This is a genomic window from Stieleria magnilauensis (assembly GCA_007753675.1).
In the GTDB taxonomy this organism is placed as follows: domain Bacteria; phylum Planctomycetota; class Planctomycetia; order Pirellulales; family Pirellulaceae; genus Stieleria; species Stieleria magnilauensis.
On sequence record CP036432.1, the window covers coordinates 5,811,276 to 5,826,114 of the forward strand.

A 14,839-nucleotide genomic window follows, 5' to 3' on the forward strand; every position below is an offset into this window, starting at 1 on the left:
AACTGCCAAGTACTCGGTCTCTATACGGAATGTAAAATTGGAAAATGAAATTGTGATGAGTCCGCTACAAATCGATTTTGAAAATGAAAAGCTTCGGATAGTGGTATTGGGAACCGGCGCTTTGGGAATCAACCTCTTGCGCGGAATCATTGAAAGGCCAGAATTGGCTCAGATCGTGGGCTTTTTACCGGTAAGCAAAATCCCACGGCACTTTTCACTTGAAGAGCATCCTGTCCAACAGAAGTTATTGCAATACGCGCGCAGTCAGGGCGTGCACATTCTTGATTGTCCTGGCGTCAACAGTATCGGATTCCGACAAGAATTGGATTCGCTGAGACCACACATCGTATTGGTGGGTGGATGGCCCGAAATTCTGAAGGCTTCAGTACTCAACTCCGAAGGCACCGTTTTCGTCAACTGCCATGGATCAAAGTTGCCGAAGTATCGAGGAGCATTCCCGCACATAGCGTCGATTTTTTACGGTGACTGTCAGACCGCGATCACATTTCACCTGATCGACGCCGGCATCGATACCGGGGATATCCTTTTCCAGAAGGATGTTCCGATCGAAGAGGAGGAAACGGCATTGGCACTGTCAGCCCGCATGGCTGAACTGTTTGGGGAATCTATCGGAACTCTGCTGAGCACAATCATCTCTGGGCGTACAATCCCAAGAAAGCAGTTCGGCGAAGCGTCTTACATTCCAACGGCGAATCCGTGGTGGGGGTGGATTCAATGGCATTCCTCTCCCGAATCCATCGATCAAAGAATGCGAGCTCTCGACGGGTATCTGCCGATGTTCACTTCGCTCAATGGCATGGTGATTGGATTCGAGAAAGGAAGGGTTGTTCCGGCGCAAGATGGTCCTCGCGATTGGACGATTAAACAATCGACCGGCGATCGATGCCGGATGACTCCCGGTACGGTGATCTCAAGCGATCTGGACAAGTTAACGATTGCCACGCGCGATCCAGATTTCCTTGTTGAACTGAACAAGCCCGTGATTTATCCATCCACAAAGGGTTCTGAAGTGTACCAGGATATCGTACCTGGACATCAGCTCATCAGTCGCAAGTGCGGCAGCATATTAAGGGGACCAAGCGATATTGCCGAAGTTTTGAGGCACGAAACCGAATCATAGCGTTCAGCCAGCGTCGCCAAAGTGGCTCAGTTCCAAACCGCTATCGACAGTCAACCGCGTCCCATTGTTTAAACCATCTTTTGTGTAGTCTCTCGTGAAAACCACCCTCTTCGCACTCTATTTTCTCACCGCCACTTCACCCGTATGGATCGCGTTGCTCGCAGTGCCGCAAACGGACCATTCGTTTTCGAGCGAGGTGGCAAAGAACAGTGGCTTGATCGGGATCGGTATTCTGCTGATGCAGTTTGTCTTGGCGGCTCGACTACCGCTGACAAATCGCTTCTTTGGGCTCGATAGCGTGATGGTTTTTCATCGCTCGATGGGAATCTTCGCGTTTACATTGTTGCTGTTGCATCCCGTCCTACTAGCGTTCGGCGAGGGGAATTGGCAGTTGCTCTATGGCCTCGATCAGACGTGGTACATCTGGGCTGGTAAAACGACGCTGTTGCTCTTGCTCGTTCACATCTTGATCTCCGTGTTCCGTCGATCGCTGAAACTCAGTTTTGAGCGTTGGCGAATTTTGCACGATGCGATGGCCATCGGAATCATCGTCTTAGCATTGCTGCACAGTTGGTACGCTGGCGGTGATTTGTCCGCATTTCCGCTGCGGATTCTGTGGGTGATCCTTGGCACCGCGGCAATCACAGCGTTTATCTCGCATCGGCTCATCCGACCACGACGATTGGCTACCAAGCCGTACCGAGTTGAGGAAGTTCAGCAAGAATCGCCGAATGTCTGGACGTTACGTTTTGCGTTACCCGAAGGCGAAGTAGCCAACCACTTGCCTGGTCAGTTCCATTTCCTGACGTTTCCAAATTCTTCCGCTGTGCCTGCGGAGGAGCACCACTTTACGATTTCCTCCAGCCCGTCGCTCAGCGGATTCATCGAATCCACAATCAAAGCATCAGGCGATTTCACGAGTCAAGTCGGTGAAATTCAGCCTGGCGAAACTGCGATTGTGCAGGGCAACTTCGGTCGCTTCTCCTATGCATTGCACCAGGAGGAGTCCGAATTCGTGTTCATCGCTGGTGGTATTGGTGTCACGCCGCTAATGAGCATGCTTCGTCACATGCGAGACGTCGGTGACCTGCGCCCCGTGACGTTGATCTATGGCAACAAGACCGAGGCGGATATCGTGTTTCGCAGCGAGTTAACTGAGATGCGATCGACACAAAAACCGAAGCTGCGATTGGAACATGTGCTGTCCACCCCTGAGGAGACGTGGAGTGGCGAGTACGGGCATATTGACGGCATTCTACTCAACCGCTTGCTCGGTGGCGACCTAATGAAAACCGGCTTCTACATCTGCGGCCCAGCGGCGATGAGCGTCCAAGTCGTCAACGCGTTAAGGAATCTAAAAGTGCGGCGACGCAACATCCACACCGAGTCGTTTTCCTTAACAGAAGATACGGCGCCGACGAGTTCGCGAAGCGTGTGGCGGAAACGAGCGACGACTTTAACCGTGGCGATCACATTGGCCTTGATCATGGCAATTGCTGTGATGCGTGCCGGAGGAGCCACTAAACCCGGTGATGCACATGAGCATTCTCACAGCCACGGGCATTCGATGTGATTGCCCAGTCGCCTTCGGATGCACGTTCAACGTTTGCAGCCTGGCACACTCATCGTTCCGATCCAGCAGAATTTGTTGCCAGTCGACGATGTGAGGAAAATGGCGATGCATTCACTTGTAGGTTGACTCCAGCAAGCTGTCACTCTCTCCCGCACGCACAGTTGAAATTGCAATAATGCCGACCTGTCCACTGTCACCAAGGAGTCGTGCCATATCTTCCAATACATCCGGGATTCTCTCGAGCGGAAACCCGCAACTTGCAATGCCAACGCCTCGTCGAGTCCGCTTTTGTTAGGGTGTCACTGCTTGGGACATTCGCATCCCAGGCATGGCACCGCGACCGTGCGGATTCCAAGGCGTGCTGCTGTTCGGCGGAATCGGCTCGTCGGTATTCATCAGCTTGTCGTACAGTTCTGGCGGCAAAACACGAACAACCGAGAATAGACCTTTTACACCTTTGTACCAGCCGTCTCGCATCCCTTGTGTCTCTCGACGAGACGTTATTTTCTGCATGTCCTTCATCGTCATCTTCATGGCGTATTCATTGTCGCCTTCTGAAACCGCTTTCATACCCTCCATCTTCATACTGGACATTCCTTTCATGATTTGCGGATAACCTGGCACCTGAAAGCCGGGGTCATTCTTTACTTGGCGAATGATCGGACCTACCTGGGACGTCATATGGTTCATCATGTGATGGAACATGTGACAATGAAGCACCCAGTCGCCGGGATTGTTGGCGATAAACTCGACATCGCGGGACTGGGCCACGCCCACGACGACATTGTTGCTTGGAATCCATGCGGAATCGGGTATCCTTCCACCTTCAGTACCCGTGATCCAAAATGTGTGACCGTGCAAGTGCATCGGATGCTGGTGAAGTGTGCTGAAATTGATGAATCGTATGCGGACACGCTCGCCCAACTTGCATACTAGCGGCGTGGTGTAGGGGCCACTGCGACCGTTGAGCGTCAGGAAGTTCCAGTCCATTGCGTTGGAGTTGGGGATCGTTGCGTTGGGCAAGATCGAGAATTGCTGCGCGACCAGGACGAAGTCGCGATCAACTACAGGTGTGTGAACGACCTTTGGATGAATAATGAATGGCACGACCATGCCAACGGCTTCCTGCATCGCGACATCACGACGATCGCACCAAAATCTGGTTTCAGTATTCGTTGATGTCTTGCCTTGGTGAACCCCTCTGCTAATAAATTCAGCCGGACTGGTTTTTCACTGCCCTGGTATGGAGATGGCAATGGCTTCCCAAATTGACGTGTTTCACGAGTGTTTTGATCAGGTCAGCGACCCGCGAGTTGCCGGACGGACGATCCATCCGCTCAACTCGATTCTATTCTTGGTTGTCGCGGCGGTCATCGCAGGCGCGGATGGTCCCGATGAGATCGAAAGCTTCGGTGGAGAGAAACTCGACTGGCTCTCCAAGTTCGCTGACTTTGAAGCTGGAATCCCTTCTCACGACACCATCACGCGAGTGCTGTCGTTGATAAAGCCCGCGGAGTTTCAAAATGCGCTTCTGCAGTGGCACTCGCACCTTTGTGAACTTGCCCATGCATCTTCCGATTGCGATTCCAAAAATCACACAGGTCCCATCCACGTGGCGATCGATGGCAAGACGGTGCGAGGGTCCTACACCGATGCGGAAAAATCCAACGCGATTCACATCGTCAGTGCCTGGGCCACCGAGCATAGTGTCACGCTCGGACAAACCGAGGTCGACTCCAAGTCCAACGAAATCACGGCGATTCCCGAATTGCTCGATCTGATCGACGTGCGCAATTCGATCGTGACGCTCGATGCCATGGGATGCCAAAAGTCGATTGCTGAAAAGATCATCGAAGAAGGTGGCGACTATGTGTTCGCCGTCAAGGACAACCATCCCAAGCTTTGCGCCGCCATCGCTGACTACTTTGAGATGGCCCACAACGAAGGGCTCAAAGACCACGGTGTTCGAACCATCACCACGCTTGGAAAGCAGGCCGGGCGAGACGAAGAACGCTTCTATGCGACTTGTCCGATTCCCGAAGCGCTCCGCGAACTGACCGACCAATGGAAGGGAGCCAAAAGTATTTGCCAAGCGAATACATGCACCACTCGTGGCGACAAGCAATCAAGCGATGTCCGGTATTACATATCAAGCCGACCGGCAAGGGTGCGTGAATTTTCAAATTGCGCGCGTAAGCATTGGGGGATTGAGAGCATGCACTGGGTTCTCGATGTGGTGTTTCATGAAGACTCCAGTCGGCTCCGAACCAAAAACGCGACGTCGAACATGAGCTTTGCTCGCCGGTTTGTCACAACGCTCCTCAAGCGGGACACTCGGAAGAAGAGTCTCAAGCGGAAACGCAAAATCGCTGGCTGGAACACTGACTTTCTCGAAAAACTCCTGTTTGCAGCCTAATTTTGGTGCGATCGTCGTGATCGCGACATGCGGGTGCAGGAAGTAACTACCTTCCTGGTGGACGTCAAATTCATACACGAACGTTTCACCGGGCTTAACATAGTCCTGAGTCACAGCCGGAATCCCGTCCATGCTCACTGGCAATTCGAGTCCGTGAGGATGCAGTGTCGTCTCTTCCGGTAAGTCGTTGCGAAATACGATGCGCACTCGCTCGCCCTGCGTCATCTCCAAAACAGGACCTGGAAAGAGATCGTTATATCCGTAAGCGTCCATCCAAATCCCGGGAAGCAGTTCTCGGCGGGCCGGCGTCGCCCGAAGATGGAACTCACGGGCTCCCCGGACCATCTTTCCACTTAATTTCTCCAAGTCGGGCGCGATGACTTCAACCGCCGGTAGGCTTGGATCACGGTATCCTGGCACAAGCTTCCCGCGGTCAGTAGGGCTGCCGACCGGACCTCCAACCCCAGCGTGCAGACGAGGGAACTCACCGCCGTTTCCGTGCGCAACATGATCCATTTGCATTGCAGGGGGAGCGGTTTGTTCCTGTCCCGATACATTACCCGCCGCAAACATGCCAGCGGTGGCGGCGACGCCCTGTGTCAGGAAGTTTCGACGGCCATCATTATTTCCGCTCATAATTCATCCTTTCAATTAACTCTTTGACTCAGTGATTTGCCAATGGCGACGGCTACCGCGGTTTAGGTACGGCGTCAATGTGTCCACCGTTGATCGGGCTCGGAGGAATCGTCAGCCCACCGGTCAATAGCATGCCGCGAATCGCCACATCACTTTCACGATACATAACCAAATTGGCGACTTGTTCAATACGTAAGCCAAGATAAAAACGTTGAGCCATCAGGACATCCGGCCAAGGGGCACGGCGAGCCTTGTAGCTTTCGTGCAACAGCTCATAAGACTGCTTTGCTTTTGGCAAAATCGTTGTTTCATAGTCTTGAACTCTTTCCCACGACGATCGCACCAAAATTAGGCTGCAAACAGGAGTTTCTCGAGGAATTCGCTGTTCCAGCCAGCGATTTTTCGCTTCCGCCTGAGGCTCTTATTCCGAGTGTCTCGCTTGAGAAGCGTCGTCACAAACCGACGAGCAAAGCTCATGTTCGATGTCGCGTTCTTGGTTCGGAGCCGACTGGAGTCCTCATGAAACACGACATCGAGGACCCAGTGCATGCTCTCTATACTCCAATGGCTACGAGCACAATTTGAGAATTCATGCACCCGCGCCGGTCGGCTCGAAATGTAGTAGCGAACATCGCTTGATTGCCGGTCACCACGAGTCGTGCAAGTATTCGCTTGGCAGATACTTTTTGCTCCTTTCCACTGGTCGGTCAGTTCGCGAAGTGCTTTTGGAATTGGGCAGGTCGCATAGAAGCGTTCCTCTTCACGCGCGGCCTGCTTTCCTGTGGTCGTCATTGCCCGAACACCGTGGGCTGTGAGCCCATCGTTATGGGCCATCTCAAAGTGATCGGCGATGGCAGCACAGAGCTTGGGATGGTTGTCTTTGACAGCGAACAGATAGTCGCCACCTCCCTCGACGATCTTTTCAGCAATCGACTTTTGGCATCCCATGGCATCGAGCGTCACGATCGAATTGCGTAAGTCGATTAGATCGAGCAATTCGGGAATTGCCGTGATTTCGTTGGACTTTGAGTCGACCTCGGTTTGCCCAAGCGTGACACCATTTGCGGTCGCCCAGGCACTGACGATATGAATCGCATCAGATTTCTCCGCATCGGTATAGGATCCGCGCACCGTCTTGCCATCGATCGCAACGTGAACGGGACGATTGTCGTCCTTGCTGGCGTGATCCCAATTAATCTCGCAGAGATGAGCGTGCCATTGAAGCAGCGCCTTCTGAAACTCGGCTGGTTTGATCAGGGACAACACTCGCGTGATGGTATCGTGAGACGGAATGCCGGCATCAAAGTCGGCGAATTTGGATAGCCAATCCAGTTTCTCACCACCGAAGCTTTCGATCTCATCAGGTCCGTCCGCGCCTGCGATGACCGCCGAGACAACCAAAAACAGAATCGAGTTAAGTGGATGGATTGTCCGGCCTGCGACTCGCGGGTCGCCGACCTGATCAAAACACTCGTGAAACACATCGATTTGGGAAGCCATTGCCATCTCCATAACAGGGCAGTGAAAAACCAGTCTGGCTGAATTTATTGGCAGAGGGGTTCACTGAGGCAAGGCTTCGACGAATACTGAAACCAGATTTTGGTGCGATCGTCGTGAACTCTTTCCCAAGACGTTTGGTACATACGAAACTGCGTCGCGAGTCGGTTGCGCAATTCGAGTTCCAATCGTCGTGCTTCGGCATGCGCTTGCATTAAGTCGGCGCGAGCCTGACGAATGGTGCCTTGATTCCGATCAAAAATGGGTAGCGGAATCCCGAGCGTGAAAGTCGTTTGAGTCGTATCGGCAACGGGACTGCGAATGCTTGTGATGCCGGCGATGATATTCGGTATCGGCTCCGCCTGTTCTCGCTTGATGCTGATCTTATCGTGTTGTATTTTCTGCCATGACGCCTGAAGCTCTGGGCTCGACGACAAGAGGTTTGCCAGTGACGAATCCCAGTCGAGCGGTTCTTCGCTCGGTTCCAGCGATCCGTGCACAACTTGCGGGACTTGCTCTGGAATGCCCGCAAATGAACTCAGAGTCCTCCACGCGTGCGAAAATTCGTACTCGGCTTGCTTCAGATTTAATCGGTCGCGCTGCAGATCGACCTGTGCACGCAATAGCCCCGATTGATTCGTTTGACCAACATTCAGCATTTCCCCGTACGTTTGCAGGTTGTCTTCGCCGTTTCCAAGTAATTCACGATGTGTCTCTACCAATCGTTGCGCCGCGAGAGTGCGATAGAATTGAGCGCGCACGTCATTGAGTACGCGTGATTGCTGCGCATGTAGGTTGGTTTGTGCGATTTGCACTCTTTGGCACCACTTGGCCCGACTTAGTCGAAGCTTGCCGCCAGTAACGAACTCCTGCGAAATGAATCCGCCATTCCAGGTTTCGTCTCGACCTCCTCCGATGCTGTCGTATTCGCCTTCGTAGCCGACAACCGGATTGAGATAGAGTCCTGCTTGGTAGGCGGCCCCTTTGGCAGCGCGAACCTGGGCGGTTGCTTGAATCAGCGTGGGGTTATTTGCCAAAGCAAATGATTCAAATTCCGATAGAGACACACCCTGAGAATGAACGTCCAACTCGGATGTGACATGAACTTCCTCCGGCATCATGTGCATGTCGTAGTCGCTCATCGGTTGCTGAGCGAGGCTTGTCCCCGCAGTCAGCAGCCCAAGCGTCAAAGCCAATGTATATTTTCGCATCGCGATCCCTTCGCAAATGAATTCAGTCCGTTAAGACGAATATTCGGAACGATTACCGTCTGAAATCAGTTCAAAAGGATCATGCAAGATACATACCGGGGGTATGAGGCAGCGAATCGTTACAACCGTCAAAGGTCGTACAAAAAGTCGGCAGACAAATCGGAGGTACGGTCAAGAAACAAGGGGGCGCTGGCGTCCAGTGAAGTGCCTTGGTCATTACATGCGCCGAAGGCTGCGACAGGAATCATTCGCAGATGACCGATTCTTCAGGCATTCTGGTAATCATTGCCCGAGTAAATCGCCGGTCGTCGCCAGTTAACGTGAAGAATTGCCGATGTCGGTGCATCGAATGCGTTGACTGCAATCGGAACATCATACGGTTCAGTCGTAAGTACATGATTCCAACCTCTCCGTTGAGGAAAGCCATGAACAGCAAGCATTCAATCCCGACTGCGGAGTCGATCATGAATCGACATGTCCACGACTACCTTACCGAACACTTTCGTCCTGATTTGCACCGAATCATGAATCTACAAATTGTAGGCGGAAACAATTGAATGGACCTTTTGCATCGTCAAATTGCTTGCCATCAGTCGCCCTCAACTCTAGTGCTCGACATCGGTGGCGAAGGACGCCACAGCGAAGCTTGGAATCTGAATCCACGCCGTGTGCGAACACTCGGCCCAAATCGCGGCTCGCCAATTCCCAAACTCATTCTCGGTCGTGCAGAGGCGATCCCATTACGAAATCAAAGCGTTGATGTAATCCTTGTGGAGCGGACACCACTAAGAATCGAAGCGTTTTATGAAATCAGGCGAGTGATCCGCCGTGACGGAACAATCATACTCCGACACGCCGTGCCACCGATTGAGGAGCCTCATCGGACCGCATGCCAGTTGCTCCCGGATCGCGTTTCCCAGCACAGATATCGGATCTCTGGTCGATGGATGCAAGAAACGGTATTTCAGTGTAAAGATCACCGATGGATTCCGTGTGATTCATTGAACGAAAGGGATCACGCCCATGTCGGCTGACGCGTGTGGCTGTTGCGGAAAACCGCCTGGCGAATGCGATTGCTGGGAGTTTCCTGGTTGGGGAAAGGTCGAGAGGGTTCTTGACCTACCAAATCTACCCGCCGAGGAAACCGGCAAGAGTCCAACGCGTCTGGGGGTTTGGAAAGCGACCGCGATCTGCGGCAACGACATCACGTCGAGCTGTTTATACGTTTCTGCATTGGCGGCGTTGTACGCCGGACCACTGGCTCCGCTGGCACTGCTATTGGTCGCCGGCGTGTTGTTTCTTTTTCGTAGTATCTATGCCGAAGTTGGCAGCGCCCTGCCACTGAACGGCGGCGCGTACAACGTGTTGCTCAACACGACGACCAAATCACGGGCCGCACTTGCGGCCTGTTTGACATTGCTTTCGTACATCGCAACGGCCGTCATCAGTGGCAGCGAAGCAATGAACTATGCCTCGGAACTGTTGCCGACAATCAATGTGTTTTGGGCCACGGTAATCTTGCTGGGCGGATTCGCGGTTCTCAATGTGATGGGCATTTCGGATTCGGCAAGCGTGGCACTTGGCATTTTCGTGTTCCATTTGTGCACGCTAGCCGCGTTGGTTGCGATTGGGGTGATGGCGATCATTGGTGACCCCACAATCTTCGTTGAAAACATCCGCACACCCATGAACCAATGGCCTACGCCACGTTCTGGCGGCATGATGATCGCGTTAGTCTTCGGGTTCTCCGCTGCCATGCTCGGCATCAGCGGGTTTGAAAGTTCCGCGAACTACATCGAGGAGCAAAAGCCCGGCGTATTTCCGAAGACGCTGCGCAATATGTGGATCGCAGTTGCATTATTCAATCCAGTCATCAGTTTGCTCTCCTTTGCGTTGTTACCGATGTCAGAAATCGCGACCTACAAAGAGGCGCTTTTGTCAGAAATGGGGCGACGAGGTGTAATGAGTGTTGGCAGCTTTGAGGCGCACTCCTTTCTGCCGCGGATGGCTGCCGGTTGGATCAGTCTCGATGCCGTGGTCGTGCTCTCGGGTGCCGTGCTGACAAGCTATGTCGGTGTGACGGGATTGGTTCGGCGAATGAGCATGGACTTGTGTCTGCCACAATTCCTATTGCTTCAGAATCGTCGGCGTGGCACGAACCATTGGATCATCATCTCGTTCTTTCTACTCTGCTGCTCGATTCTGTTGATTACATCTGGCAAGATCGAAATGCTTGCTGGCGTATACACGCTATCGTTCCTTTCGTTGATGGCCTTGTTTGCATTAGGCAATCTGTTGTTAAAAGCGAGACGGCCTGATCTAAAACGTGCCACGCAGGCGAAGCGGCTGACGGTCGCTATCGCGTTGGGCGGGGTACTGTTGGCGCTGGTTGGCAATGTTGTGCTAAACCCCGATTATGTTCGTGTGTTTTTGCTTTACTTTGCGGCTGCCGTTGGCGTCGTTGCATTGATGCTCGTTCGTAACAAACTGCTCATCCAATTGCTCAAAGTGGCCAAGACGCTATGTGGCCTTCCACTACTAAGACGTTGCAAGACGGGTCACCAGATTGCGACGTTGCTTCAGGAGGTCCAGTGTCGAGCGATCATCTTTGTCGCTTCCGACGGGTCGCCCAATGAGATGCGTCGGGCAGCGGAATACGTTCGGCGGAATGAGCAGATGCGAATCCTGAAAGTCGCTTGGTGCTATGATGTCGAATCTGAAATACCGCAGGACATGCCGCAGATTCGCGAAGAGATTGATAAAGAGTTTCGCGATCTGCACATCGACCTGTTGTTGGTGCGCGGAAAACTCGGCCCTAGTTTATTGCGTGTGCTGGGGCAACGCATGGGGGTGCCGCTGAACTACATGTTCATCACTTCCGCCACGGCGGGTTTGATCGACGACCTTGCCGACTGGGGTGGTGTTCGCATCATCGCGTAATCGATCAACATTGCTAAATTAACGTATTTGCCGGTGATGGGACCTGATTTGCGATGTTATGGATTGCAAGAGAAACGTTCAACTATGGATACAACTTCCGTTACAATTGTCGCGCTGGCAATCATTCTTTACAGTCTCGTGTCAGCGCGATTGCGGCAGAGCGTTATAACGGCTCCGATCGTTTTCGTTTCATTCGGACTGTTTGTTGGCAATGCCGGATTTCGACTGATTGACTTCCGGCTGGAACACGACGTCATTCATTTGCTGGCGGAATTGACTTTGATCGTCGTGCTGTTCACGGATGCGTCCCGCATTGACTTAAAGCTTCTTCGCCGTGAACACGATTTGCCTGTTCGATTGTTGACGATTGGTCTACCGCTTTGCATGTTGATTGGAACGATCACTGCTTGGTGGTTGTTTCCTGAGTTTGGGTTTTGGCAAGCCGCGGTATTGGCGGCTGTTGTTGCACCAACCGACGCAGCTTTGGCACACGCTGTCGTGACGAACAAACTGGTGCCGACGCGAATTCGCCAAGCAATCAGCGTCGAAAGTGGCTTGAACGACGGGCTATGCCTACCACTGTTTCTAACATTCTTGTGTGCTGCGCGCGTCGCTGAGCATTTGGAAACAACTGCCTATTGGGTACAGTTCGCTGCGATGCAAATCGGGTTTGGACCACTGGTCGGTATCTGCGTTGGTTACATCGGTGGAAAACTGATTGAACGTTCGGCGATTCACAAGTGGATTAGTCATTCTTTTCTCGAACTGACGACCATCGCTCTGGCATTGGTTGCCTATGGAGCGGCGGAGTCGGTCGGCGGAAACGGCTTTATAGCGGCCTTCTGTGCGGGGCTGACTGTTGGGAACGTCTCGCGATCGATTTGCCGCGCCATCCATGAGTTTGCGGATGCGGAAGGGCAGTTACTCACTCTGCTGGTCTTTCTTATCTTTGGTGCCGTCCTATTGCCACAGGCCTACTCGAATCTCACATTCACCGGGATGCTCTTTGCAATTCTGGCGTTGACAGTGCTACGGATGTTGCCGGTGGCGATCAGTCTTATCGGTACTCGATTGAGAGGGGAAACACGTTGGTTTATCGGATGGTTCGGTCCCCGCGGCGTCGCATCGATCGTGTTCGCCTTGGTCCTGCTCAAAGAGATCGAGGTTCCCGCCCGGCAAGACATTTTTGCGATCGCAATGGCGACGGTCGCATTGAGTGTCTTTTGCCATGGATTGACAGCGTATCCGCTCGCAAAATGGTATGCAGTCCGAACCGAACGGGCCAAGGAAATCAGCGCAGCCATGGAACACGAACCCCTCAGCGAGATGCCCTTTCGCTGATTGCGATCAGGCTAGCGCAATCAACAATTACCTGTTCGCGGCCCTGGTGATTGTCTTACTCGTGACCACGTTGATCACACCGCCAACGTTAAAGTGGGCGATGCCCCAGCACGACATGTCGCGGCAACCGATGGCTTCCCAATCCATGCAACAGCCGATGGTTGCCTCCGGTGGCGGTGTCATCAATAACAAACTTTGCCCGGTGATGGGCGAACCGTTGGGTTCGATGGGCGATCTCGTTCCGGTGACAGTTGGCGGAGAAACGCTGTTTGTTTGCTGTCGTGGCTGCGTGAAAAAGGTGAAAGCCGATCCAGCCAAGTACTTCGCGATCGCTCGTAACGAATGAAGATAGATTTAACGTCGCTGGCTCGCCAGCATTTCAGTAAGAGAGTTTCTCGATCAAGGATGAATGAGATGAAAAACGTATTAACCACGGGTATTTTGCTGGTGATGTTGGCACTTGCCCTCACTGCGGGCGGCTGTGCCGCGTCGGGCAGCGGAGGCTATGGAGGGTCCGATGGTCACGCAGGCCACTCTCACTAAGCGCAGCTGGGAGTGGGGAGGTGGGAGCAAGGCAACTCCCAGGTCCCACCCCCCACTCCCACGACGATCGCACCAAAATCTGGTTTCAGTATTCGTCGAAGCCTTGCCTCAGTGAACCCCTCTGCCAATAAATTCAGCCAGACTGGTTTTTCACTGCCCTGTTATGGAGATGGCAATGGCTTCCCAAATCGATGTGTTTCACGAGTGTTTTGATCAGGTCGGCGACCCGCGAGTCGCAGGCCGGACAATCCATCCACTTAACTCGATTCTGTTTTTGGTTGTCTCGGCGGTCATCGCAGGCGCGGACGGACCTGATGAGATCGAAAGCTTCGGTGGTGAGAAACTGGATTGGCTATCCAAATTCGCCGACTTTGATGCCGGCATTCCGTCTCACGATACCATCACGCGAGTGTTGTCCCTGATCAAACCAGCCGAGTTTCAGAAGGCGCTGCTTCAATGGCACGCTCATCTCTGCGAGATTAATTGGGATCACGCCAGCAAGGACGACAATCGTCCCGTTCACGTTGCGATCGATGGCAAGACGGTGCGCGGATCCTATACCGATGCGGAGAAATCTGATGCGATTCATATCGTCAGTGCCTGGGCGACCGCAAATGGTGTCACGCTTGGGCAAACCGAGGTCGACTCAAAGTCCAACGAAATCACGGCAATTCCCGAATTGCTCGATCTAATCGACTTACGCAATTCGATCGTGACGCTCGATGCCATGGGATGCCAAAAGTCGATTGCTGAAAAGATCGTCGAGGGAGGTGGCGACTATCTGTTCGCTGTCAAAGACAACCATCCCAAGCTCTGTGCTGCCATCGCCGATCACTTTGAGATGGCCCATAACGATGGGCTCACAGCCCACGGTGTTCGGGCAATGACGACCACAGGAAAGCAGGCCGCGCGTGAAGAGGAACGCTTCTATGCGACCTGCCCAATTCCAAAAGCACTTCGCGAACTGACCGACCAGTGGAAAGGAGCAAAAAGTATCTGCCAAGCGAATACTTGCACGACTCGTGGTGACCGGCAATCAAGCGATGTTCGCTACTACATTTCGAGCCGACCGGCGCGGGTGCATGAATTCTCAAATTGTGCTCGTAGCCATTGGAGTATAGAGAGCATGCACTGGGTCCTCGATGTCGTGTTTCATGAGGACTCCAGTCGGCTCCGAACCAAGAACGCGACATCGAACATGAGCTTTGCTCGTCGGTTTGTGACGACGCTTCTCAAGCGAGACACTCGGAAGAAGAGCCTCAGGCGGAAGCGAAAAATCGCTGGCTGGAACAGCGAATTCCTCGAGAAACTCCTGTTTGCAGCCTAATTTTGGTGCGATCGTCGTGCCCCCACTCCCAATGGCTCATTTTTCCGTGAAATGGTAAACTTGCGTGAAGAAATTGTGGCTGGAGAGCATCGAAGGAGACTGCGGTAGATGCCTTGTCGCCAGCGCGTTTGAAGCAAGCAATTTGGCCGCCGATACGATTCCCGGCCACACACTCAATGACTTTCATCCGATCGAACACTGGTTTGTTCGGAAG

The 14,839-nt window shown here is 53.0% G+C and carries 12 protein-coding genes and 1 pseudogene; 8 read left to right on the forward strand and 5 right to left on the reverse strand.

Translation table 11 applies throughout. From position 1 onward, the window contains the following. Positions 1-37 precede the first annotated feature (37 nt). Together TBK1r_RS20415 and TBK1r_RS20420 are read left to right on the forward strand one after the other, a co-directional pair. Positions 38-1,141, forward strand: a complete 1,104-nt coding sequence (locus tag TBK1r_RS20415) for a methionyl-tRNA formyltransferase (protein WP_145214689.1) — start codon at positions 38-40, stop codon at positions 1,139-1,141. Positions 1,142-1,235: 94 nt separating this feature from the next. Then, entirely contained in the window at positions 1,236-2,714 is a 1,479-nt protein-coding gene (locus tag TBK1r_RS20420; RefSeq protein WP_145214692.1) for a ferredoxin reductase family protein, read from the forward strand. Between the two features lie 291 nt (positions 2,715-3,005). Here the strand turns inward: TBK1r_RS20420 and TBK1r_RS20425 are convergent, their stop codons facing one another. After that, on the reverse strand, positions 3,006-3,845 hold the full coding sequence (locus TBK1r_RS20425; protein ID WP_419580204.1) for a multicopper oxidase domain-containing protein: 840 nt from the start codon (positions 3,843-3,845) through the stop codon (positions 3,006-3,008). Between the two features lie 112 nt (positions 3,846-3,957). On the opposite strand from TBK1r_RS20425, the gene TBK1r_RS20430 reads away from it, so the two are divergent. Continuing rightward, a complete protein-coding gene (locus tag TBK1r_RS20430; RefSeq protein WP_145207480.1) occupies positions 3,958-5,130 on the forward strand; it encodes an ISAs1 family transposase in 1,173 nt (390 codons plus the stop codon). 30 nt (positions 5,131-5,160) lie between these two features. Here the strand turns inward: TBK1r_RS20430 and TBK1r_RS20435 are convergent. From TBK1r_RS20435 to TBK1r_RS20450, 4 genes and pseudogenes are all read right to left on the reverse strand, one after another. Further along, a pseudogene (locus tag TBK1r_RS20435) lies at positions 5,161-5,766 on the reverse strand (multicopper oxidase domain-containing protein); the annotation flags it as partial. Between the two features lie 52 nt (positions 5,767-5,818). Next, entirely contained in the window at positions 5,819-6,064 is a 246-nt protein-coding gene (locus tag TBK1r_RS20440; protein WP_145214695.1) for a hypothetical protein, read from the reverse strand. A 50-nt stretch (positions 6,065-6,114) separates the two neighbouring features. After that, positions 6,115-7,278 (reverse strand): ISAs1 family transposase, encoded by a 1,164-nt coding sequence (locus TBK1r_RS20445; RefSeq protein ID WP_145214698.1) that lies wholly within the window; start codon positions 7,276-7,278, stop codon positions 6,115-6,117. A gap of 32 nt (positions 7,279-7,310) precedes the next feature. Next, positions 7,311-8,405, reverse strand: coding sequence for a TolC family protein (locus TBK1r_RS20450; RefSeq protein ID WP_419580205.1), 1,095 nt, complete (start codon positions 8,403-8,405; stop codon positions 7,311-7,313). Positions 8,406-9,497: 1,092 nt separating this feature from the next. Between TBK1r_RS20450 and TBK1r_RS20455 the strand changes: the two genes are divergently transcribed. From TBK1r_RS20455 to TBK1r_RS20470, 5 genes are all read left to right on the forward strand, one after another. Beyond that, positions 9,498-11,414, forward strand: coding sequence for an APC family permease (locus tag TBK1r_RS20455; protein WP_145214704.1), 1,917 nt, complete (start codon positions 9,498-9,500; stop codon positions 11,412-11,414). 63 nt (positions 11,415-11,477) lie between these two features. Then, the gene (locus tag TBK1r_RS20460; protein ID WP_419580206.1) at positions 11,478-12,755 is read left to right on the forward strand and encodes a cation:proton antiporter; all 1,278 of its coding nucleotides are present in this window, start codon (positions 11,478-11,480) and stop codon (positions 12,753-12,755) included. Between the two features lie 46 nt (positions 12,756-12,801). Next, entirely contained in the window at positions 12,802-13,101 is a 300-nt protein-coding gene (locus TBK1r_RS20465; RefSeq protein WP_145214710.1) for a hypothetical protein, read from the forward strand. A gap of 68 nt (positions 13,102-13,169) precedes the next feature. Next, complete coding sequence (locus TBK1r_RS38815) at positions 13,170-13,298, forward strand: hypothetical protein (protein WP_419580207.1); 129 nt, start codon at positions 13,170-13,172, stop codon at positions 13,296-13,298. Positions 13,299-13,461: 163 nt separating this feature from the next. Further along, the gene (locus tag TBK1r_RS20470) at positions 13,462-14,625 is read left to right on the forward strand and encodes an ISAs1 family transposase (protein WP_145207505.1); all 1,164 of its coding nucleotides are present in this window, start codon (positions 13,462-13,464) and stop codon (positions 14,623-14,625) included. The last annotated feature ends 214 nt before the right edge of the window (positions 14,626-14,839 follow it).

Bases quoted from the DNA above. Each gene is read 5' to 3' on its own strand.
- TBK1r_RS20470 (WP_145207505.1), top strand. From the start codon at position 13,462: ATGGAGATGGCAATGGCTTCCCAAATCGATGTGTTTCACGAGTGTTTT.
- TBK1r_RS20445 (WP_145214698.1), bottom strand. From the start codon at position 7,278: ATGGAGATGGCAATGGCTTCCCAAATCGATGTGTTTCACGAGTGTTTT.
- TBK1r_RS20455 (WP_145214704.1), top strand. From the start codon at position 9,498: ATGTCGGCTGACGCGTGTGGCTGTTGCGGAAAACCGCCTGGCGAATGC.
- TBK1r_RS38815 (WP_419580207.1), top strand. From the start codon at position 13,170: ATGAAAAACGTATTAACCACGGGTATTTTGCTGGTGATGTTGGCACTT.
- TBK1r_RS20430 (WP_145207480.1), top strand. From the start codon at position 3,958: ATGGAGATGGCAATGGCTTCCCAAATTGACGTGTTTCACGAGTGTTTT.
- TBK1r_RS20425 (WP_419580204.1), bottom strand. From the start codon at position 3,845: ATGCAGGAAGCCGTTGGCATGGTCGTGCCATTCATTATTCATCCAAAG.
- TBK1r_RS20450 (WP_419580205.1), bottom strand. From the start codon at position 8,405: ATGAGCGACTACGACATGCACATGATGCCGGAGGAAGTTCATGTCACA.